Origin of the sequence: Allobosea sp. AK1 (genome assembly GCF_006714945.1) — a bacterium.
GTDB classification, from domain to species: Bacteria; Pseudomonadota; Alphaproteobacteria; order Rhizobiales; family Beijerinckiaceae; genus Allobosea; species Allobosea robiniae.
This window is the reverse complement of record NZ_VFMG01000001.1, coordinates 4,338,700-4,359,636: the sequence shown is the minus strand read 5'-3', so window position 1 is coordinate 4,359,636 and position 20,937 is coordinate 4,338,700. Positions and strand designations below refer to the sequence as shown.

Below are 20,937 nucleotides of genomic sequence, written 5' to 3'. Positions count from 1 at the left end.
CTTAACCGCTTCCGGGCACGCCTTTCCGCGGCTCGGCCTCGATCAGATACTCGATGTGCCGGCGGCCTGAATCTCCCAGTCGGATCGAGACCGCAACGCCGAAGATGTCCTTGATCGCCTCGGCGGTCAGGACCTCCTCCGGCGCGCCGGCCGCCTGCAAGCGCCCGTCATGCAGCAGCGCGATCTCGTCGCAGAACATGGCGGCGAGGTTGAGGTCGTGCAGCGCCATGATGCAGGTGATGCCGAGGCGGCGGACGAGGCTCAGGATCGAGAGCTGGTGCTGGATGTCGAGATGGTTGGTCGGCTCGTCCAGAATCAGCTCGCTCGGTTCCTGCGCGAGCGCACGGGCGATGTGGACGCGCTGGCGCTCTCCCCCTGAAAGCGTGTGCCAGAACTGATCGTGGCGCTCGGTCAGCCCGACCCGCGCCAGCGCCTCATTGACGGCGGCCTCGTCGGCCTCGCTCCAGAAGGCGAGCGCGGCGCGATGCGGCGTGCGGCCGAGGCGGACGACGTCGCAGACCGACAATTGGATCTCGGTCGTCGCCTGCTGCTCGACGAAGGCGAGGCGGCGGGCAAGCTCGCGGCGCGGCACGCCGGCGATGTCGCTTCCGTCGAGGGTGACGACGCCGCTTGCGACATTGCGCAGGCGGCAGAGCAATCGGAGCAGGCTCGACTTGCCGGAGCCGTTGGGACCGATCAGGCCGAGCACCCGGCCGGGCGCCGCTTCCAGCGTCACGCCATCGACGATCATCCGGCCGCCGGCGCCCCAGCGGACCTCGCGGGTCGCGAGCGTCATGCCGGCCTCCGGGCGCGGTAAAGGATCAGGGCGAAGACCGGCGCACCGAACAAGGCCGTCACCACGCCGATCGGCAGGATCTGCTGCGGGATCAGCACGCGCGAGAGGATGTCGGCGAGGATCATGAAGATCGCGCCGACGACGAGGCAAGCCGGCAGCAGGCGGGCATGGCCGGAGCCGACGAGGAAGCGTGCGGCATGGGGGATGATCAGCCCGACGAAGCCGACCGTCCCGACGATCGAGACCATCACCGCCGTCATCACCGCCGTCGTGGCGAAGAGCACGACCTTCACCCGCGTCACCGCGACGCCGAGCGAGGCCGCCGCATCGACGCCGAAGGCGAAGGCGTCGAGCGCCTTGGCGTGCAGCATGCAGATGCCGAAGCCGATGAAGGCGACCGGCGCCGCCATCCAGAGATCGGGCCAGCGCACGCCGCCGAAATTGCCGAGCAGCCAGAACATCACGCCGCGGGCCTGTTCGGCACTGGCGAGCGTCGTCACGATCGTCGCCGTCGCTGCGTTGAACAGCTGCGAGGTGGCGACGCCGGCGAGGATGACGCGGTCGCTCGCCCCGCCCGCCCCCGCCGCCAGCATGGCGACCACCACGAGCGCAGCGCAGGAGCCGATGAAGGCGCCGGTCGAAACCGACAGCACCGTGCCGCCGATGCTGATGCCGAGGATCAGCACCGCGACGGCGCCGGTCGAGGCACCGGCGGAGATGCCGAGAATATAGGGCTCGGCCAGCGGATTGCGCAGCAGCGCCTGCAGGATCGCACCGGACAGGGCGAGCGCGCCGCCGCAGAGCCCTGCCATCAAGGCGCGGCTGAGGCGATAATCGAAGATCACGCCCTGCTGGATCGCGCTGACCGGGAAGTCGAGCTCGAACAGCCCGTTGCCGAGCGCCTTCAGGGCCGTGTCCAGCGGGATGCGCATCTCGCCGATCGTCACCGCCAGCGCGACCGAGAAGGTCAGCGCCAGCAGCGAGGCCAGCGCGATGCCGATCCGCGCCGGCCAGTTCGGCCCATGGGCGGCGTGGCTCAACGCGAAAGCCCGAAGCCGGCGATCGCCTTGGCGAGCGTCTCGATGCCGTCGATGGTGTCGAGCCCGGCGCGGGTCGCCCCGACATCCATGATGACGACGCGGTTGTTCCTGACGGCGTCGAGCTTGCTGGCGACCGGGTCGGTCTTCAGGAACTCCAGCTTCTTCTCGATATCGTCGGCCGGGAAGCGGCGGCGGTCCATCTTCACGGTGACGATCACGGCCGGGTTGGCGGCAGCGATGCTCTCCCAGCCGACCAGCGGCCATTCCTCATTGGTCGAGATGATGTTGCGGGCCCCGAGCTTGGACAGGATATAGGCGGGCACGCCGTTCTTGCCGGCCATGAAGCCGTCGCCCTTGATGTCCTTGCTGGAGAACCAGACCACGACCGGCACCTCCTGCGCCTTTAGCTTGGCGACCTGCTCGACCGCCTTGTCCTCGCGGGCCTTGAGCTCAGCGACGAGCGTCTCGGCCCGGTCGGCGACATCGAAGATCGCGCCGAATTCGCGGATGTTGCGATAGACCAGCTCCATCGTGAACATCTGCGTACGAACGCCGTCGCCGGCACCGGAATTGTCCTTGCCGACGCAATCGGTCGGCGAGACGTATGTGGGCACCTTCACCTTGGCGAACTGGTCGCGCTTGCCGACGATGCCGTTGGGCCCGACATGCCATTCGAACATCGCGGTGACGAGATCGGGCTCCTGCGCCAGCACCGCCTCGAAGCTCGGATCGTTATCGGCGAGGCGCTTCACCTTGGCGTTGACCGCCTCATAGGGCTTGGCGACCGGCGAGAACCAGACCGCGGTGCCGACGACACGATCGCCAAGACCGAGCGCATAGAGGATTTCCGTCTGGGTCTGACCGATCGCGACGACGCGCTTCGGCGCGGCGTTGAAGGTGATCGTCTCGCGGCAGTTCTCCAGCGTCAGCGGGTACTTGGTCGGCGCCGCAGTGGCCGTGCCGATGGCGAGAGCGCCGAACAGCGCGGCGGCCGACAGGCGGAGCAGGGAATTGAACGGGCGCGCAGCCGGCATCGAGGCCATCCGAAATGTAACAATGTTGCATTTCTGATAGAGTGCGCGGCAGGCAAACGTCAAGCCGCCTTGAGCGGCCTGTGCAGTGGACTTCATGAACATGGACTTCATCGCTCCCCGAGATGACGGCCGGGGGAGCTTTGGGCATGTGGGACGGACAAGCGGCGCAGAACCACCATCGACACACAGGCTCCGGAACACCCCGTCCGAAAGACGTCTTCGACGACCGGGGCAGGTCTCCTGGCTCGCGGGTCGATGCCGGTTCCGCCCGGCCTTCCCGGCGCCTTAAGCGCCAGTGGACGATGGACGGAGAGCTCGCCGCTTACAGTTGCGGGGGCAGCCTCGGCTTTGGCACTGGAAGTGCCTCACCGAATTCCCTCTTAGCTCCGGGAGCAACCCGGAGAACCTCGATCGGCGCACACCCTATAAGGGTGCGGCGCGCCGTCAAGCGAACATCGCTTCAGAGGCGCGGCGTGCTGTAGAGCCGGTTGCCGCCGACGGATATCTCGACCTCCTGCAGGTAGCCCCGCAGCGCGGTCGTCGCGACCTCGATGCCGAGGCCGGGAGTATCAGGCGCGGCGACCTGCCCGTTCGTATCGCGCTCCAGGTGATTGGCTGAGATCGCGGTCGCGAGCGGCTTCGGCATGGCCGGATACTCGCAGATCTCGTGCGCAGCGAGACCGGCATAGGGCTGGAGCGAGGCGGAGAGCGCCAGATGCGAGGTGAAGGTGTGATTGACGAAGGTCACGCCCTTGGCGACCGCGTAATCCGCCACGGCCTTGGATGGGCCGATGCCGCCGATGCGCCCGCAATCGATCTGGACATAGCCGATGCCGCCATAGTCAATGAGCTGCCGGGCCATCGACTCGTTATGGGCGCCCTCCCCGCCGGCCAGCCGGACCTTGGGACTGCGTTTGGCAAGACCGCCATAGGCTTCGAGCGCGCTGGCGTGGAACGGCTCTTCGAACCAGAGCACGTTGGCCTTCTCCATCGCGGGCAGGCGGGCGGCGGCGCGCTCGACATCCTCGATGAAGATCTGGCCGGTATCGACGAGCAGGATGCCGTCCTGCCCCAGCCCTTCGCGCGCCGCGACGAAATGCTCGGCATCGGCCTCGACGCTGCCGCGACCGATCGGCCCCCAGCCGAACTTGGCGGCGCGGAAGTTGCGGCTGCGGGCATCGCGAGCGCGTTCGAGGGTTTCCTGCGCCGTGTCGCCGAACAGCACCGAGGCATAGGGCGTCTTGGGATGGCTTTTCATATAGCCGAGCAGGCGCCAGACCGGCTCGGAGCGCATCTTGCCGAGGATATCCCAGAGCGCCATCTCGACGCCGGAGAAAGTGTGCGGCGCCTGCAGCAGGTCCATCGAGTTATAGGCGACGGCGGCGGCGATACGGGCGATGTCTTCAGGGCTTTCCAGCGCCTGCCCGAGCACGGAATCGGCGACCGGCCGGCAGACGCCATGCGACATCGGGCAGATGAAGGCGGCGATGGAGGGCAGCGGCGCCGCCTCGCATTCGCCCCAGCCGACATGGCCGCCGGCGACGACCCTGACCAGCAAGGCATCCTGGCTGCCATCGGCCTCGTCGGTGACGACGGGCATGGCGAGATAGAAGAAATCGACGGCCTCGATCCTGGGCACGGGTCTTCTCCTTACAGCTCGTAGATCGTGGCGCGGGGCGCGAAGGTGACGCCCTCGTCGAGCGGGTAGACCGGCCGGGCGCAGACGGTGTGGCCCAGGCTCTTCAGATTTGCGGAGGTCGCGCCGGGCGCGTCGATATTGAAGTTCCGCGCGCACCACTGGTCGAACATGTGGAACTCGGTGTGCGGCGACTTCACCACGATCAGGTCGAAATCGGTCGGGTCGATGCCGTTCGCGTAATACATCGCGCGGTCGAACAGGCTGACCGAGCGGCTCATCACGACGACGGTGACATTGCCCCAGGTCAGCACGGCGGTCGGCCCGGCGCTGAGCGGCGCCTTCATCGTCTCCAGAGCGGCCTCGCCATCGGAGAGCAGCTTGACCTTGGCTTTCACCTGCATCGGCGGGAAGCGAGCGGGATCGATCGAGCCGCCGAGCGTGATCTCGATCGTCGCCCCAACGCCCGCCTTGTGCGCGGCAGCCGCTGCCGGCGCATCGACGATCTGGGCCAGCACCCGCTTGCCGTAGCCGGCCTTGCGAAGTGCGGCGAGGATCGCGTTGCTGTCGCCCGAGGCGCCGGACGAGGTCGCGTCGGCGGCATCGGTGAAGATCACCGGGCCGTCGATGCTGCGGGCCTGGGCAACCGCTCGGTCGAGCGGCACGAGCTTGCCCTGCATGCGGAAGCGCAAGGGCCAGAATTCCTCGGCGAGCCGGATCGCCTCGCGCTCGGCCGCCGCCTTGTCGCCATCGGTGAGGATCAGCACCTGCGAGCAGAGCTCGGGCACGTCGGTGAAGGGGTTGCCGATCATGATGCCGGCTGCGAGCGCCCGCCCCTCCTCCTCCAGCCGGCGGCATTCGGCCAGAAGCTCGCCATAGCAACCGGTCTTGGTGATGAGTTCGTCGCCGCGCACCAGCGCGGGAATGACGACACGGGCGGCGACGGGCTTGATGCCGCCGGCCATCAGCTTCAGCAGGAGTTCGGCTGCGCGGCGGCCGGTATCGGCGAAATCGACATGAGGATAGGTCCAGTAGATCGCGAACCCGTCGACGTTGCGCAGCATGCGGTCGGTCAGGATGCCGTGCAGATCGAGCGAGATCACGATCGGCATGTCCGGGCCGACGCGCTGACGCAATTTCTCCAGCAGGTAGCCTTCCGGATCGAGCTCGCCATCGGCGCCCATCGCGCCGTGCAGCGAGACATAGATGCCGTCGATGCGGTCGAGCTTGGCGAAGATCGCGGCGAGGATTTCCTCAGATAGCTTCTTCCAGCCCTTAGCCGAAAGCGGGCCGGCGCTGCCGGAGCGCGCGCAGATCGTCGGCACGATCTCGATATCAGGCCTGGCCTCGAAGACCGCGAGCGCGCCGCCCAACTCCTGGTTCTGGCCGCGCTGGATGTAGAGGCCGTCGCCATGATGGATCAGGAAGTTCTCGTAATGCGACGGCAACGGATTGAAGGAGGAGATCTCCTGCTTGCAGTCGGCGATCAGGATGCGCTTCATCGGGGCGGCTCCGGCGGGTCAGAATTTCAGGCGGGGGTCGAGCACGTCGCGCAGGCCGTCGCCGAGCAGGTTGAGGCCGAGCACGCAGGTGATGATCGCGAGGCCCGGGAATACCGTGATCCAGGGGGCTTCGCGCATGAAATCGCGGCCTTGCGCGATGATCGAGCCGAAGGAGGCGGCCGGTGGCGGCGGGCCGGCACCGACAAAGGACAGAGCCGCTTCGGCGAGGATCGCGATGGCGAAGACATAGGTCAGCCGCACGATCAGCGGGCCGGCGGCATTGCGCAGCACATGCTTGAACAGGATGGTCATCTCGCCGACGCCGATCGAGCGCGCGGCCGAGACATATTCCTGCTCCTTTTCGAGCAGCACCGAGGCGCGCACGATGCGGGCGGTATGCGGCGTCGTGGCGATGGCAAGCGCGATCACGACATTGGTCAGCGACGCGCCGAGCACCGCCGAGACGACCATGGCGAGCACGATCGACGGAAACGCCATCAGTGCGTCCATGATCCGCATGATCGGCTGGTCGAGATGGTAGAAGTATCCGGCGATGGCGCCGCTCAGCGTCCCCGCGATCCCGGCCAGGACCACCGTGAAGGCACCGATGGCGAGCGAGATGCGGGCGCCGATCATGACGCGGGAGAGGATGTCGCGGCCGAAATGATCCGTGCCGAACCAGTGCATCTCGCTGGGCGCGGCGAGCCGTGCCCGGACATTGCTTTTGAGCGGATCGAAGGGCGTGAGCCAATCGGCAGCAAGCGCGACGGCGACCATCAGCAGCACCAGCACGGCGCCGATCACGAAGGAGCGGTTGCGCAACAGGCGCCCCCAGAGGGCGCGGCCGACGAGTGGCGTGCCCTGCATCAGGCCAGCCTCACGCGCGGATCGACCACGGCATAGAGAATGTCGACGACGAGGTTGATCGCGAGATAGACGACCGCGAGGAAGAGCAAACCACCCTGCAGCACCGGGAAATCGCGCGACGCGATGGCGCCGACGATCAGACGGCCGATGCCGGGGATCGAGAAGACCTGCTCGACGATGACCGCGCCGCCGAGCAGAGCGCCGGAGACGATGCCGATGACGGTGAGGATCGGGATCAACGCGTTCGGCAATGCGTGGCGCAGGACAACATGGAGCTTGGCCAGCCCCTTGGCATCGGCGGTACGAACATAATCCTGCGAGAGCGTGTCCAGCATCGAGGCGCGCGCCATCCGGGCGATGAAGCCGACCTGGACCAGCCCCAGCGTCAGTGCCGGGAGGATCATGCCGCGCAGCCATTCTGCCGGCGATTGCAGGAAGGGCGTGAAGCCGCCGCTCGGCAGCCAGCCGAGCGACACCGCGAAGACCAGCACCATGACGAGGCCGAGCCAGAAATCCGGAACCGAAAGCCCAAGCAAGGCCGTGGTCATCACCGCCTGATCGGGCCAGCGGTTGTGGTTGACCGCCGCGACGATGCCCGCCGCAACGCCGAAGAACACGGCGAAGGCCAGCGCCAGCGCCGCCAGCGAGAGCGTGACCGGCAGGCGCTCGATCAGGGCCGCCGTCACCGAGCGGTTGAGCAGGATCGACTGGCCGAGATCGCCGCTGAGAATGCGGCCGTACCAACCGAGCATCTGCTGCGGCAGCGAGAGGTCGAGCCCGAGCGCGCTGCGCAGCTTGGCGACCTGTTCCGGCGTCGCCGAGGCGTCGAGAAAGGCCGCCGCCGGATCCCCCGGCACCAGCCAGATCAGCGCGAAGGACATCAGCGAAACCAGGACGAGCACGAGAAAGGCGCCCGCGAGCCGGCGGATCAGGAAGCTTCCCATGCCGCCCTCCTTCCGAGCGTTAGGCCTTAGTTCTGATAAGTGCGCGTCATCCCGGGCGACCGAAGGGAGAACCGGGATCCATTCCGGAACGCTTCCGGCAAAGGTTCAGGAATGGATCCCGGATCTGCGCCGCTTTGCGGCTTGTCCGGGATGACACGGCTAATGTGACGGCGATCGATACTTACGACGGCTGGCATCGACCTCGCATGCGCTCAAGGCTCCAGCCAGACGCCCCACATGCGCGGGATGCGATAGGGCTTGAAGTTCTTGAGCTTGGACGTGGAGGCCTGGAAGATCCCGTAATTGCCGGCCTTCATCGCGACTGCCGCGTCGTACATGTGCTTCTGGAAGGCGTCGTAGAGCGCCTTGCGCTTGCCCTCGTCCATCTCAGCATTGAAAGCGGCGGCGATGCGGTCGATCTCGGGGTCCTTCGCCTGCTGCGAGAGGCCGTTGACCCAGGGCGCCATCACCGAGCCCGGGCCTTCATAGGGCTCGATGCCGAAACCGTGCGTCCAGAAGGTCCAGCCCGTCGGCGTGAAGCCGATCTTCGAGACGGTCGGCCAGTCGGCGACGGAGATATCCACCTCGACGCCGATCTCCTTCAGCTTCTGCTGAACCAGCGTCGCGGTGTCGACATTGGGGCGCAGATTGTCGGTGATGAAGGTGACCTTGCCGCCCTTGTAGGAGGATTTCGCGAGAAGCTCCTTGGCGAGTTTCAGGTCGTGCTTGTTGTACTTGTCGCTGCCGACAGTCGAATGGAAGGCGGAGCCCGGATAGAGCCAGCTCGGGTCCATCTGGTAGATGTCGGCATAGGAGATCGCCATGATCTCCTCCATGTCGAGGGCCGCCTGGACGGCGAGCCGGAAGTTCACGTCGTTGGCCGGCGCCTGCGCCTGGTTGAACTTGATCACCTGCAGGCCGAACGGCACCATCTTGTGGATGGTGAAGCGGTTGTCGGTGCCGAGCCGCTTCGCGGTCGGACCATCGACGGTTTCGTTGAACTGGATCTGGCCGGCTTCGAGCGCTGCGGTGCGGGCGCCGCCTTCCGGCATGAAGCGGAAGGTGACGGTATCGAGGAAGGCTTCCTTCTTGCCGGCGAAGCCGTCGCGGCCGGTGCCCTTCGGATTGGGCGCATAGCCGTCATAGCGCGTCAGCTTGACATGGCTGTCCGGCTTGTACTCGACGAACTTGTACGGACCCGTGCCGATGATCTCGATCTTGCCGGCTTCCTTGGCCGCCTCGCTCGCGGGATAGATCGCGATCGGGGCGCGCGGCGAGGAGAGATTGTCGAGGAAGGTCGATTGCGCCTGCTTCAGCGTGACCGTGACCTCGTGCTCGCCGCTTGCCTTGATCGTGTCGATCGCGGCGACCAGCGCCGGCGAGGCGCCGACCTTGCGATAGCGCTCCAGCGAGGCGACGACATCGGCGGCATCGAGCTTCTTGCCGTTGTGGAAGGTCACGTCCTTGCGGATCGGGAAGACATAGGTCTTGCCGTCGGGCGAGACCGTCACGCCCTCGGCCAGTTCCGGCACGGGCTTGGCGTTCTCGTCGCGGGCATAGAGCGTCTCGAAGATATGGAGTGTGACGTTGCGCGAGGCCTGCGCCGAGGTGATCTGGGCATCGAGCGAAGGCGGCGCCTGGCTGATGCCGATGACGACGTCGCCGCCCTTGCGCTGGGCCAGCGCGCCTTGTGCCCCTCCGAGCATGAGCGCCGCCGCGAGAGCCGCGCCGAAGATGATGTGCTTTGCCATGTTCTTGTCCCCTCAGGATTGATGGTCAGGCACGTGTGGTTCAGGCGTAAGCTTGGTCAGGCGGCGGCGCGCGCCGCGTCGTAGTCCTCCATCAGCACGGCAACGGCGTCGCCACGCTGGACACGGCCCGGACCGGCGGACATCCAGAGCACGCCGTCGCGGCGATAGCGCACCTCCAGCGGGTCGCGGTCGATGTCCTCGACGAAATGCAGGTAGCCCGCGAGATCGCCGGCGCGGCAGAGATCGCCGACGACATTGCGCGGTTCGAACAAACCGCCGGCCGGCGCGAAGGAATAGCCGGCGGCATCGCGCACCATCATGTGGCGGGTGCCGGGCGAGCCGTCGCGCTGCGTCGTGTCGGGCTTGCCGTCCATCAGACCGAAATGCTTGAGGATGTTGGTCAGCGCCCGGTCGGCGATGCGCACGCCCTCGACATTGACCCGGCCCCAGCCGCCGAGCTCGGTGCCGAGCGAGAGGATGCCGCGCCGCTCGACCGATGAGGTCAGGGTCGCGCCTTCGTCGACGCCCCAGAACACAACGTTGTAGGGCGCCCCAAAAGCGGCGGCTGCCGCCATCGTGCGCTCGCGCAGGGCAGCGTCGGCAACGTAGTGCATGTTGGTCGAGAGAGCTGAATCGCCGGAATGGCCGGCGGTGTGGAGATCGACGGAGATATCGACCAGCGGCAGCACGACGGTATCGACGAAATGCGCCAGCATCTCGGAGAAGGTACCGCGCGGATTGCCGGGGAAGCAGCGGTTCATGTCGCGGTTGTCGACCGGCGAGAGGCGCGTATCGTTCAGGACGGCAGGCATGTTGAGCGCCGGGATCATGATGACCCGCCCCTGCACCTTCGCCGGATCGAGGCTGCGGGCGAGGCGCGAGACAGCGATCTGACCCTCGTACTCGTCGCCATGGACGCCACCGGTGAGCAGGATCGTCGGGCCGGAGCCGTTCTTCACGCTGATCACGGGGATTTCGACGACGCCCCAGCCGGAGGTATTGCGCGACAGGGGCGCCCGCAGATAACCGGCCTGCCGCCCGGATACCTCGAAATCAATCTCGCAACGAACCCGGCTTTCGGACGCCATGGCGAACCCCTCTCGCTCTTGCGTTTCGTATGATTGTATACGATCATACGACCTGTCAAGCGAGAGGCAGAGAGCCGGATGACGGATACGGGCGGACAAGTGCGGGCAGCCGAAACAGCGACACCGGAGCGAGCGAAAAGCGCCGCCCCCGATTGGCAGCCGCTGCAGCCGCAGACGCTCGTGGACCATGCGATCGAGGCGATCATCGCCGGGGCGGCCGCAGGACTGATCCTGCCGGGCGACCGGATCGTCGAGGTCGATCTCGCCCGCAAGCTCGGGGTCAGCCGCGTGCCTGTGCGCGAGGCTTTGCGCCTGCTCGAGAGCCAGGGCGTCGTGATCAGCGAGCCCTACAAGGGCATTCGGCTCCGCCCGGTGACGAACGAGCGCGTCTCGGACCTGATCGAGGCGCGCATTGCGCTTGAAGCCAGCGCGGTGGTGCGCGCCGTCGCGGCCGGTCGCAACCGCGGCCATCACCTTGACGAGTTGCGCCGCGCCGTCGCCGAGATGGAATTGATGGCAGCGCGCGGCAGCGCCTATGGCGTCGCGGTCGCCGATACCAACTTCCACCGTGCGCTCTGCCGGCTCGGCGGCAACAGCGTCACCTTCGACCTGTGGGAGACGCTTGCCCCGCAATGCACGATCATCTTCGGCCTCGCCACCTTCGGCAAGCCGATGGCGGGCGTGGTCGAGGAACATGTCGACCTGCTCGCCGCCTTCGAGGCCGGCGATATCGCGGTGATCACCCGCACGCTCGACGAGCACATCACCGTCATGAACCACGCGATGGATTACGAGACCATCGTCGCCAAGCGCCGCAGGGAAAGGGATATGCCGTGAACGACCAGCCGATCCAGACGCGCGCAGCAGGCCGGGCAGCCGGGCTCCCGCCCTTCCGCATCACCCGGATCGAGGCTGCTCCCCTCTTCGGCGAGAGCCCGAAGGGCGGCTGGTCGGCGGAGATCCGGCCGGAGGATTCGATCCATGCGCTGATCGCGGTGCATACCGACCAGGGCCTGATCGGCTATGGCAGCGTCTTCACCGATGGCCGGCTCGTTCAGGCAGGCCTGAAGGTGCTGGAGCCGCTCTTCCTCGGCGCCGATGCGCTCTCGCCCGATTTCGTCAGCGAGAAGCTGCACCAGAACACCTTCTGGATGGGGCGCGGCGGCACGCTGACCCATACGATCAGCGGCATCGACATCGCGATGTGGGACATCCTCGGCCAGGCGACGGGGCTCAGCGTCGGGCGCCTGCTCGGCGGGCGCTACCGCGAGCGCGTGCAGCCCTATTGCTCGCTGCTGATGGAAGAGCCGGCGGCGATGAAGGATGTCGTCGCCAGCTATCGCGACAAGGGTTTCAGCGCCTTCAAGATCGGCTGGGGGCCGTTCGGCCGGGCGCTCGACGTCAAGCTCGACGAGGCGATCGTCCGGGCTGCGCGCGAGGCGGCGGGCGAGCGCTCGAAGCTCTTCGTCGATGCCGGCGCCAGCGACGCGCTTTGGCCGCATGGGCTGAAATGGGCCAAGCGCACAGCCGAGATGTTGGCGGATTACGAGGTCGGCTGGTTCGAGGAGCCGGTCCGGCCCGACGCGATCGACGATTATCGCGAATTGCGCCGCTCCTCGCCCGTGCCGATCGCCGGCTGCGAGGTCCTGACCCGGCGCCAGAACTTCATTCCCTGGCTGACGACCGGCGCGCTCGACGTCGTCCAGCCCGACGTCACCAAGGTCGGCGGCATCTCCGAGCAGCGCCGCATCGCCTGGATGGCCTATGATCTCGGCATCAAATATGTCGGCCATGGCTGGAACACGGCGCTCGGCCTCGCCGCCGACCTGCAGATGTCCTGCGCCTTCCCCGATGCCGATCTCGTCGAGTTCATCGGCGGCAGCCCCTATGTCGACGGCATCCTGGCGAAGCCCTTCGCGCTCGATGCCGAAGGCTGGCTGACGATTCCCGACCTGCCGGGGCTCGGCGTCACGATCGATCGCGACAAGCTCGGGCGGTATACGCCCGACCCGCAGGCGCTGTTCGCCTGACGTCCCGAGAACTGGCCGTCTTGTAAGAAGGCGCGAGTCATCCCGGACGCAGCGAAGCGAAGATCCGGGATCCATGCCTGAACCTCAATCGGAAGCGTTCCGGAATGGATCCCGGGTCAAGCCCGGGATGACCCGCGTGTTTCCGAGAATAGTCGGCAGGTTATTGCGACCAATTCACTCCGTTATCGCGTAAGCCGCCCGATCGATGCCGTGCCGCGCGAGCTTGTCATAGAAAGTCTTGCGGGGGATGCCGAGCATCTCCAGCGTCGCGCGGACATCGCCGCGATTGGCCTCCAGCGCCTCGCGGATCAGGTTCGCCTCGATCGCATTGAGGCGATCCGGCAAGCTCGCGACTGGAGCGTCAGGGCGGGCTGATTGCGCCGGCAGATCGCTGGAGAGGCCAAGCGCGACACGCTCGGCGAAATGGACGAGCTCGCGGACATTGCCGGGCCAATCGTTCTCGACCAGATGGCGCTCGACGGCACGATCCAGCGTCGGCACCGGCCGGCGATACTTTTCCGCCGCGCGGGCGAGAAAGCGCGTGAAGAGCAGCGGAATGTCGCGGCGGCGCTCGCGTAGCGGCGGAATGCGTAGCGTCACCACGTTCAGGCGGTAGTAGAGGTCTTCGCGAAAATCGCGACGCTGGGCGTGGTCGCCGAGATCGGCCTTTGTCGCGGCCACGACCCTGAGATCGACGCGGCGCAGATCGTTCGAACCGAGCGGCGCGATCTCGCGCATCTCCAGCACGCGCAGCAGCTTGACCTGTGCCGAAGGCGGCATGCTCTCCAGTTCGTCGAGGAAGAGCGTGCCGCCGCTGGAATGCTCGATGCGACCGATCCGCTTTTTCTGCGCGCCGGTGAAGGCGCCGGGCTCGTAGCCGAACAATTCGCTTTCGATGACGCTGTCGGGCAGCGCGCCGCAATTCAGCGCGACGAAAGGCTTGTCGCGGCGGCGGCCGAGCCGGTGCAGCAGGCTGGCGACGACCTCCTTGCCGGTCCCGGTCTCGCCGAGCACGAGCACGTCGACATCGACATCGGCAAGCTCGCGGATGGTCTGACGCAGGCGCGTGATCGCGGCGGTCTCGCCGATCAACGCGGTCTCCTCCTCGCCCTGCTCGGCCATCGCCCGCAGGCGCCGGTTTTCAAGGACGAGCACGCGCTTCTCGGCCGCGCGCCGGAGCGTTTCGACAAGGCGCTCGCCGGCATAGGGCTTGGCGATGAAGTCGTAAGCGCCCTCGCTCATCGCGCCGACGGCGGTGGCGATATCGGCATGGCCGGAGATCATGATCACCGGGATGTCGGGATCGAGCGCCCGCAGCCGCCGGAACAGTTCGATCCCGTCCATGCCGGGCATGCGGATATCGGTGACGACGATGCCGGCATAGTCCGGCCCGATCCGCGCCAGCGCGTCCTCCCCGGACGCCAGCGCCACCGCCCGGAAGCCGGCGAGGCGCAAAGCCTGAACATTGGCGTCGCGCAGGTCGGGATCGTCATCGACGAAGGAGACCTCGATCGCTGCGATGGAGCCTGCAGAATCGCTCATGCCGCCGCCCTTTCGAGAGTGATGACGAAGCTGGCGCCAGCGCCGGGGGCGCTCGTCGCGGTCAAGGTGCCGCCGAAGGAAACGATCATGTCCTGCGAGATCACCAGCCCGAGACCGAGCCCCTTGGGCTTCGACGTGCTGAACGGGACGAAGAGCTGCGCCAGCGCCTGCTCCGACAGGCCGGGGCCGCGATCCGTGATCGCGATCTCGACCCGCTCGTCCTTCGGCGTGACGGTGAGGGCGAGCGCAGGCTCGCCGCCCTGCCCGCCTTCCATCAGCGCCTCGATGGCATTGCGCAACAGGTTGACGAAGACCTGCTCCAGCTCGATCGCGCGGGCGATGACATGGACCGGTTCTGGCGGAACGGTGACGAGCGGCGTCACGCCGGCCTGGCGCAAGGGGCCTTCGAGCAGGGTCAGGGCGCCGTCGATGATCGTGCCGATCGGGACCGGGGCGAGCGGCTCCTTGCTGCGGCGAGCGAAGCCGCGCAAAGCCTCGGTGATCGCGCCGATCCGGTCCGTCAGCGAGACGATGCGGACCAGCGCTCCGTCGGCATCCGCAGGCTCCGCGCGCTTGAGGAAGGCGCGGGCGTTCTCGGCGTAGGTGCGCAAGGCCGCGAGCGGCTGGTTGACCTCATGGGCGACGCCGGCGGTGATCTGGCCGAGCGTCGCGAGGCGGTTGGCCTTGGCCAGTTCCTCGCGGAGATTGGAGAGGCGCTCCTGTGCGCGGGTGCGCTTCGCCATCTCGGCCATGAGGCGCTCGTTCGCACCGGCGAGCTCGGCCGTGCGTTCGGCGACGCGGTCCTCCAGCTCGGCCTTGGAGCGGGCGTCGGCCTCCTGCCGAGCGAGGTTGCGCTGGCGGCGATAGAGAGCGAAACCGGCAAGCGCCGCCCCCGGCATCAGCAGGAGCGCGACCAGCGCCTGCGATTGCGCCCGCCCGGCAGTGATCGCCGCATCGACGGGCTGGAGCACCTCGAGCAGCCAATCCGTCGTCGCGACGGGCTGGCGCATACGGACATAGCGGCCGGCGAAGGCACCGGCGCCCTGAACGAGATCGCCGCGCTCCTGCAGGGGCAGCAAGGTCAGCGGCGCGGTGCCGAACTGAAGCGAGTCCCGGATCGCCGCCGCGGTCGCCGGATCGAGTGGCGCTTCGACCCCGAAACGCCAGTCCTCGACCGTCGAGAGCAGCACGACGCCGCGCTTGTCGACGACATAGGTCTGGCCGCCGAGCGCGCGCCAATCGGCCTCGACGCGGTCGAACTCGGCCTTGACGACGATGACGCCCAGGCTGCGGCCGCCCTCCTCGATCCGCCGGGTGACATAGAGGCCGGGGCGCTGACTGACGGTGCCGAGCGCGAACTGCTCGGCCGCTCCATTCGCGACCGCGCCCCTGAAATAGTCGCGAAAGCTGTAGTCGTTGCCGACGAAGCTCGTCGGCTCGTTCCAGTTGCTGGCCGCGATCGCGACACCGTCCGGGCCGAGCAGATAGATCACCGCTGCCCGGGCCTCCTTCGCGATCGCCTCCAGCTTGAGGTCGAGCCCATGGCGGCTGCCGCCGGTCAGGGCCTGCCGCACATCGGGGTCGCGGGCGAGGATCACCGGCAGGGCGCGCTGCTTCTCCAGCTCGCCACGCAGGATCGCAAGCGCCAGCGTGCCGCCATCCGTCGCCCGGCTCTCCGTCGCGGCGATGGCGCGGCTGCGGCCGATCTCACCGGCGGTGAAAAGCGAGGCGACCGCGAGCCCCGCGACGACCAGCCCGAAGACCAGCCAGCGCAGCGTCGCAGCACTCTTCCACGGATCGCGCCCGGAACGGCTCATCCATCTGTCGTTGTGCGGAATCCCGCACAAATCAAGAGGCGGGGTGCGGAATTCCGCCCGCAACGCTCGCAAAACGATTCCGAAATGAACCGCAACTCATTGGTTTATTTGGATTTCCGGAAAACGGTCTGGTTGGCACGCGGGTTGCGAAAGAGGGGCAGCGGTTTCGAACAAAACCAAGACGACCGCCGACCCAAGGAGCAGAACATGGCGACCCCGATCGACATCGCGCCCGCTCATCCGGCGCATCCCAGAAAATTCTATCAGCATCTCTATGTGCAGGTGCTGTTCGCCATCGCGGCGGGCATCCTGCTCGGCCATTTCTGGCCGGACCAGGGCACGGCGATGAAGCCGCTCGGCGACTCCTTCATCAAGCTGGTGAAGATGATCATCGCGCCGGTGATCTTCCTGACGGTCTCGACCGGCATCGCCGGGATGACCGACATGAAGAAGGTCGGGCGCGTCGCCGGCAAGGCGATGATCTATTTCCTCTGCTTCTCGACGCTGGCGCTGATCGTCGGCCTGATCATCGGCAACGTGGTCCAGCCCGGCGCCGGCCTGCATATCAGCCCGGCCAGCCTCGATGCCAAGGCCGTCCAGGGCTATGCCGCCAAGGCGCATGACGCGAGCGTCGTCGGCTTCCTGCAAAACATCATCCCGGACACGATCGTCGGCGCCTTCGCCTCGGGCGACATCCTGCAGGTGCTGTTCTTCTCGGTGCTGTTCGGTCTGGCCCTGGCAATGGTCGGCGAGCGCGGCAAGCCCGTGCTCGACTTCCTGCAGGCGCTCTCGACGCCGATCTTCAAGCTGGTGGCGATCCTGATGAAGGCCGCCCCGATCGGCGCCTTCGGCGCGATGGCCTTCACCATCGGCCGCTACGGCATCGGCTCGGTCGCCAATCTCGCCTTCCTGATCCTGACCTTCTACATCACGGCGGCGGTCTTCGTGCTCGGCGTGCTCGGCATCGTCGCGCGCTATAACGGCTTCTCGATCCTGGCGCTGATCCGCTACATCAAGGACGAGATTCTCCTCGTCGTCGGCACCTCTTCCTCGGAAGCGGCCCTGCCGAGCCTGATGGAAAAGATGGAAGCGGCCGGCTGCAAGCGCTCGGTCGTCGGCCTGGTCATCCCGACCGGCTATTCCTTCAATCTCGACGGCACCAATATCTACATGACGCTGGCGGCGCTGTTCATCGCCCAGGCCATGGACATCCATCTGCCGCTCGGCGACCAGATCCTGCTGCTGCTCGTCGCGATGCTCTCCTCGAAGGGCGCGGCCGGCATCACCGGCGCCGGCTTCATCACGCTTGCGGCGACGCTCTCCGTCGTTCCGGCCGTGCCGGTCGCCGGCATGGCGCTGATCCTCGGCATCGACCGCTTCATGTCGGAATGCCGCGCGGTGACCAACTTCATCGGCAATGCCGTCGCCACGGTCGTGGTGGCACGCTGGGAAGGCGAACTCGACGAGAACCGCCTGAAGGCGGCGCTTGCCGGCAAGCTGCCCGATTTCCTCGACGAGCCGCTGATGGCTCCGGCCGAGTAAGCCGGGCTTCACAAAGCGAAAGCCGCCGCCGGCATCCCGGCGGCGGCTTTTTTGTTTCCGAACGCTGTCGTCTCAGAGCGTCGAGCGGCGCACGGTCAGATCGGAGCGCTCGTAGACGGCCGGCAGCAGGTCGACGCCGAGGCCGGGCGCTTCCGTCGGGTAGACATAACCGTTCTCGATGCGCGGCATCTCGGTGACCAGCTCCAGATACCAGCCGCGATAGAAGGCGCGCACCGATTCCTGGATCAGCGTGTTCGGCTGGCTGAAGGAGGTGTGGACCGCCGCGACGAAGCCGACCGGACCGATGCAGTCATGCGGCGCGAAGGGGCGGTGCCAGGTCTCGGCCAGCGCCGCGATCTTGCGACCCTCGGTCAGGCCGCCGGTCCAGCACAGGTCGACCATCACGACATGGGCGGCGTCGCGCTCCAGCATGTCCTTGTAGGGCCAGCGCGAACCCAGGGTCTCGCTGGCGCAGACCCAGACATCGGTCGAGCGGGCATATTCGGCCAGCGCCTGCGGCGAATTCATCCGGATCGGGTCCTCGTACCAGGTCGGCTTGTAGGGCTCGAGCACGCGGGCGATCTGCTTGGCGGTCGGCAGGTTCCAGAGCGAGTGGAACTCGACCATGATCTCCATCTTGTCGCCGACGGCCTTGCGAATCTTTTCAAAGGGCTCGACCGCCTTCTTCATCTGCTCGGCCGTGATGTGGAGGCCGTGGTTCTCGATCGCGGCGGGATCGAAGGGCCAGATCTTCATCGCCGTGATGCCTTGCTCCAGCAGGCTTTCGGCAAGGACATCGGCGCGGTTCATGAAGCCGTCGAGATCCTCATAGGGGCTGGCCTCGTCGCCCAGGCTCCAGTTCGAGACCGGCTTGATGTTGCTGGAGCGGACATAGCGGGTGCCGGCGCAGGTGTTGTAGATGCGCTGCTTGTCGCGGCAGAGCCCGCCGAGCATCTGATGCACCGGCTGGCCGCAGACTTTGCCGAAATGGTCCCAGAGCGCGATGTCGATCGCCGAGGTCGCACGGGATTCCGCACCGGTCGAGGACTGCGCCATCGGCAGGTTGGTCATCTCGCGATGCAACGCCTCGATATGCAGCGGGTTCTTGCCGAGCAGGCGCCCGGCCAGCGTGTCGTGGATATGCGCCTCGACCGAGCGGGCACCGTAGAAGGTCTCGCCCAGGCCGACATGGCCCGAATCGGTGTGCACGCGGACCCAGAGCACATTGCCGAATTCCTCGGCGCACAGGGTTTCGATGGCGGTGATCTTCATGGCGTTCCGTCCTGTTGGATCTTTTCGGGAGCGGGCGCCAAGGCCCCTCGCCGCTTGTTGGCTATTGGAGGCTCACAGCACCGAGATCATGCCGCCGTCGACATAGATGATCTGGCCGCTGACATAATCGGCGGCCGAGGAGGCCAGGTAGACGCAGGTGCCGGCGAGCTCGTCCGGGCGGCCCCAGCGGCGCGCCGGGGTGCGCCCCTTCACCCAGGCGTCGAAGGTCGGGTTGTCGATCAGCGCCTGGTTCATGTCGGTGAGCATGTAGCCGGGGCCGATCGCATTCGCCTGGATGCCGAGCTCGCCCCATTCGGCCGCCATGGCCTTGGTCAGCATCTTGATGCCGCCCTTCGCCACCGTGTAGGGCGCGACCGTGGCGCGGGCGAGCTCGCTGGTCAGCGAGCCGATATTGATGACCTTGCCATGGCCGCGCTTCGCCATCCGGCGGGCGGCCTCGCGGCCAACGATGAAGGCGCTGGTCAGATTGGTGTCGAGCACGCGGCGCCAGTCTGCCGTCTCCAGCTCCAGCATCGGCTTGCGGAACTGGATGCCGGCATTGTTGACGAGGATGTCGACCGCAATGCCCTCGGCATCGAGCGCGGCGAAGGCGGCCACGACCGCCTGCTCGTCGGTGACGTCGAAATTCAAGCCGCGGGCCTTGTGCCCGGCCGCGTTCATCGCCGCCACCGCCTCCGCCAGACGACCAGCATCGGCACCGTTGAGGATGATGCTCGCGCCGGCTGCCGCGAGCCCTTCGGCCATGGCACGGCCGAGCCCGCGCGAGGAACCGGTCACGAGCGCGGTGCGCCCCGAGAGATCGAAAGGTGAGGTCACGATGGAAGGTCCTATTTCGCTTTGGTCTGGAGCGCCGGGTGGGCCGGCATCGGGCCGCCCGCGGCGAGCTGGGCTGCGTAACGGCGATAGGATTCGCCGATATGCTTGCGCATCGCCTCGCCGGCCCCGGCCGGGTCCCTGGCGCGGATGCGGTCGAGGATCGCAGCATGATCGGCGCGGCGGATCGCGATGTTGGCCTCCTCGCCGCGATCCTTGTCGCGCATGCTGCGGATCGAGTTCAGCAGCGGGCTCGAGACGAACTGGAGCACGGTCAGGAAGAGTGGGTTATGCGCGGCCGTGGCAATGGCGAGATGGAGCGCCAGGTCATGGGCGGAGCTGTCCTCCCCCGCATCGTCGGCAGCATTCAGCGCGGCCTCGGCGGCGCCCATATGCTCAAGATTCTCAGGCGTATGGCGCAGCGAGGCCAATTGCGCCGCCTCCACTTCCAGCCCGAGGCGGAACTCCAGGAATTGCAGGATCGACTGCTCGGAGGCCGCGATCTCCGCGCGCCGCAGGCGCAGGGAATCCTGCTGGTTGACGAAGAGCCCGAGCCCGCGCCGGCTTTCAACGATACCGTCGGCCTTCAGATAGGCGATGGCCTCGCGCACCACCGGCCGGCTGACGCCGAGCTGGCGGGCGAGCTCGGTCTCGGAAGGCAAACGCGCGCCGGGCTGCAAGGCGCCCGAGCGGATCGACGTCGCCAGCGCGGTGGCGGCATCGCTCGCGAGATTGGGCCTGGATCCGATGGACGACAGCTGCATGGCGGTTTCCTGCTGAGCGCAGCATTGTCATGTTATCAGTTGTCTGACAACCAGACTTCTGCGTTTCGCAGGTTCCGAACGTCATGTCGGCTTATCGATCGAAGCCGGCGATGAACCTCGTTTGCGGGCAAAACTTGCCCGATTCCCGCATTGGGACCATGCTCATCCAGATGAAGCCCCTGCTCGTCCTCGGGATCGTCGTGAGCTGCGGCCTCGCGATCTGGCTGGCGCTGGAGGGCAACGCCGTGATCGCGTTGCCGCTGGTCATCGTCGTCAGCGCCCTCGTGCGGACCCTGGTCCGCGTCATCAACGGCAAGCATTTCCGCCCCGCCGAAACGCCGATCGCCCAGAATTCGGAAGACTGACCGGTCGCTCACGGTCGCCGGGGCCATCCCTGTGCCGAACACCACCGCCAGAAGCGCGAATCCCGCGAGCTAGACGAAGCTTCGTTCCAGGTCATGAGCCATGTCTTCGGCTT

18 protein-coding genes and 1 riboswitch are annotated in these 20,937 nt (G+C 66.9%); of the genes, 4 read left to right on the top strand and 14 right to left on the bottom strand.

Annotation, left to right across the window (positions count from 1 at the left end; all coding sequences use genetic code 11):
• Nucleotide 1: 1 nt before the first annotated feature.
• From FHT98_RS20975 to FHT98_RS20935, 9 genes are all read right to left on the bottom strand, one after another.
• Entirely contained in the window at nt 2–796 is a 795-nt protein-coding gene (locus FHT98_RS20975; RefSeq protein WP_142115182.1) for an ABC transporter ATP-binding protein, read from the bottom strand.
• Entirely contained in the window at nt 793–1,836 is a 1,044-nt protein-coding gene (locus FHT98_RS20970) for a FecCD family ABC transporter permease (protein ID WP_142115181.1), read from the bottom strand. The genes FHT98_RS20975 and FHT98_RS20970 overlap by 4 nt, the downstream gene beginning before the upstream one ends.
• A complete protein-coding gene (locus FHT98_RS20965; RefSeq protein WP_142115180.1) occupies nt 1,833–2,870 on the bottom strand; it encodes an ABC transporter substrate-binding protein in 1,038 nt (345 codons plus the stop codon). Before FHT98_RS20965 ends, FHT98_RS20970 begins: the two co-directional genes overlap by 4 nt.
• A 213-nt stretch (nt 2,871–3,083) precedes the next feature.
• Nucleotides 3,084–3,295, bottom strand: a riboswitch (cobalamin riboswitch).
• 35 nt (nt 3,296–3,330) lie between these two features.
• Nucleotides 3,331–4,509: a mandelate racemase/muconate lactonizing enzyme family protein gene (locus FHT98_RS20960; RefSeq protein ID WP_248309269.1), complete on the bottom strand. Its 1,179-nt coding sequence runs from the start codon at nt 4,507–4,509 to the stop codon at nt 3,331–3,333.
• A gap of 11 nt (nt 4,510–4,520) precedes the next feature.
• Nucleotides 4,521–6,008, bottom strand: a complete 1,488-nt coding sequence (locus tag FHT98_RS20955; RefSeq protein WP_142115179.1) for a M81 family metallopeptidase — start codon at nt 6,006–6,008, stop codon at nt 4,521–4,523.
• 18 nt (nt 6,009–6,026) lie between these two features.
• Nucleotides 6,027–6,875: an ABC transporter permease gene (locus FHT98_RS20950; RefSeq protein ID WP_091855616.1), complete on the bottom strand. Its 849-nt coding sequence runs from the start codon at nt 6,873–6,875 to the stop codon at nt 6,027–6,029.
• Entirely contained in the window at nt 6,875–7,819 is a 945-nt protein-coding gene (locus FHT98_RS20945) for an ABC transporter permease (RefSeq protein WP_142115178.1), read from the bottom strand. The genes FHT98_RS20950 and FHT98_RS20945 overlap by 1 nt, the downstream gene beginning before the upstream one ends.
• Before the next feature lie 212 nt (nt 7,820–8,031).
• A complete protein-coding gene (locus tag FHT98_RS20940) occupies nt 8,032–9,570 on the bottom strand; it encodes an ABC transporter substrate-binding protein (RefSeq protein ID WP_142115177.1) in 1,539 nt (512 codons plus the stop codon).
• 56 nt (nt 9,571–9,626) lie between these two features.
• Nucleotides 9,627–10,658, bottom strand: a complete 1,032-nt coding sequence (locus FHT98_RS20935) for a succinylglutamate desuccinylase/aspartoacylase family protein (RefSeq protein ID WP_142115176.1) — start codon at nt 10,656–10,658, stop codon at nt 9,627–9,629.
• A 78-nt stretch (nt 10,659–10,736) separates the two neighbouring features.
• On the opposite strand from FHT98_RS20935, the gene FHT98_RS20930 reads away from it, so the two are divergent.
• Both FHT98_RS20930 and FHT98_RS20925 read left to right on the top strand, forming a co-directional pair.
• Nucleotides 10,737–11,495, top strand: a complete 759-nt coding sequence (locus tag FHT98_RS20930; RefSeq protein WP_091855620.1) for a GntR family transcriptional regulator — start codon at nt 10,737–10,739, stop codon at nt 11,493–11,495.
• Nucleotides 11,492–12,688, top strand: coding sequence for a mandelate racemase/muconate lactonizing enzyme family protein (locus FHT98_RS20925; RefSeq protein ID WP_248309268.1), 1,197 nt, complete (start codon nt 11,492–11,494; stop codon nt 12,686–12,688). The genes FHT98_RS20930 and FHT98_RS20925 overlap by 4 nt, the downstream gene beginning before the upstream one ends.
• 174 nt (nt 12,689–12,862) lie before the next feature.
• Here the strand turns inward: FHT98_RS20925 and FHT98_RS20920 are convergent, their stop codons facing one another.
• Together FHT98_RS20920 and FHT98_RS20915 are read right to left on the bottom strand one after the other, a co-directional pair.
• Nucleotides 12,863–14,230, bottom strand: coding sequence for a sigma-54-dependent transcriptional regulator (locus FHT98_RS20920; protein ID WP_142115175.1), 1,368 nt, complete (start codon nt 14,228–14,230; stop codon nt 12,863–12,865).
• A complete protein-coding gene (locus FHT98_RS20915) occupies nt 14,227–16,047 on the bottom strand; it encodes a sensor histidine kinase (RefSeq protein ID WP_142115174.1) in 1,821 nt (606 codons plus the stop codon). The genes FHT98_RS20920 and FHT98_RS20915 overlap by 4 nt, the downstream gene beginning before the upstream one ends.
• Before the next feature lie 207 nt (nt 16,048–16,254).
• Here FHT98_RS20915 and FHT98_RS20910 point away from each other — a divergent pair, with 207 nt between their 5' ends.
• Nucleotides 16,255–17,589 carry a dicarboxylate/amino acid:cation symporter gene (locus FHT98_RS20910; RefSeq protein ID WP_061964231.1) on the top strand — a complete coding sequence of 445 codons (1,335 nt, stop codon included), beginning with the start codon at nt 16,255–16,257 and terminating at the stop codon, nt 17,587–17,589.
• Nucleotides 17,590–17,661: 72 nt separating this feature from the next.
• On the opposite strand, the gene FHT98_RS20905 is transcribed toward FHT98_RS20910, so the two are convergent.
• From FHT98_RS20905 to FHT98_RS20895, 3 genes are all read right to left on the bottom strand, one after another.
• Nucleotides 17,662–18,861, bottom strand: a complete 1,200-nt coding sequence (locus FHT98_RS20905) for a mandelate racemase/muconate lactonizing enzyme family protein (protein WP_142115173.1) — start codon at nt 18,859–18,861, stop codon at nt 17,662–17,664.
• A gap of 72 nt (nt 18,862–18,933) precedes the next feature.
• Nucleotides 18,934–19,701 (bottom strand): SDR family oxidoreductase, encoded by a 768-nt coding sequence (locus tag FHT98_RS20900; RefSeq protein ID WP_210244433.1) that lies wholly within the window; start codon nt 19,699–19,701, stop codon nt 18,934–18,936.
• Between the two features lie 8 nt (nt 19,702–19,709).
• Nucleotides 19,710–20,459 (bottom strand): FadR/GntR family transcriptional regulator, encoded by a 750-nt coding sequence (locus FHT98_RS20895; protein ID WP_142115171.1) that lies wholly within the window; start codon nt 20,457–20,459, stop codon nt 19,710–19,712.
• Nucleotides 20,460–20,617: 158 nt separating this feature from the next.
• Between FHT98_RS20895 and FHT98_RS20890 the strand changes: the two genes are divergently transcribed.
• Nucleotides 20,618–20,824 carry a hypothetical protein gene (locus FHT98_RS20890; RefSeq protein ID WP_142115170.1) on the top strand — a complete coding sequence of 69 codons (207 nt, stop codon included), beginning with the start codon at nt 20,618–20,620 and terminating at the stop codon, nt 20,822–20,824.
• Nucleotides 20,825–20,937 lie beyond the last annotated feature (113 nt).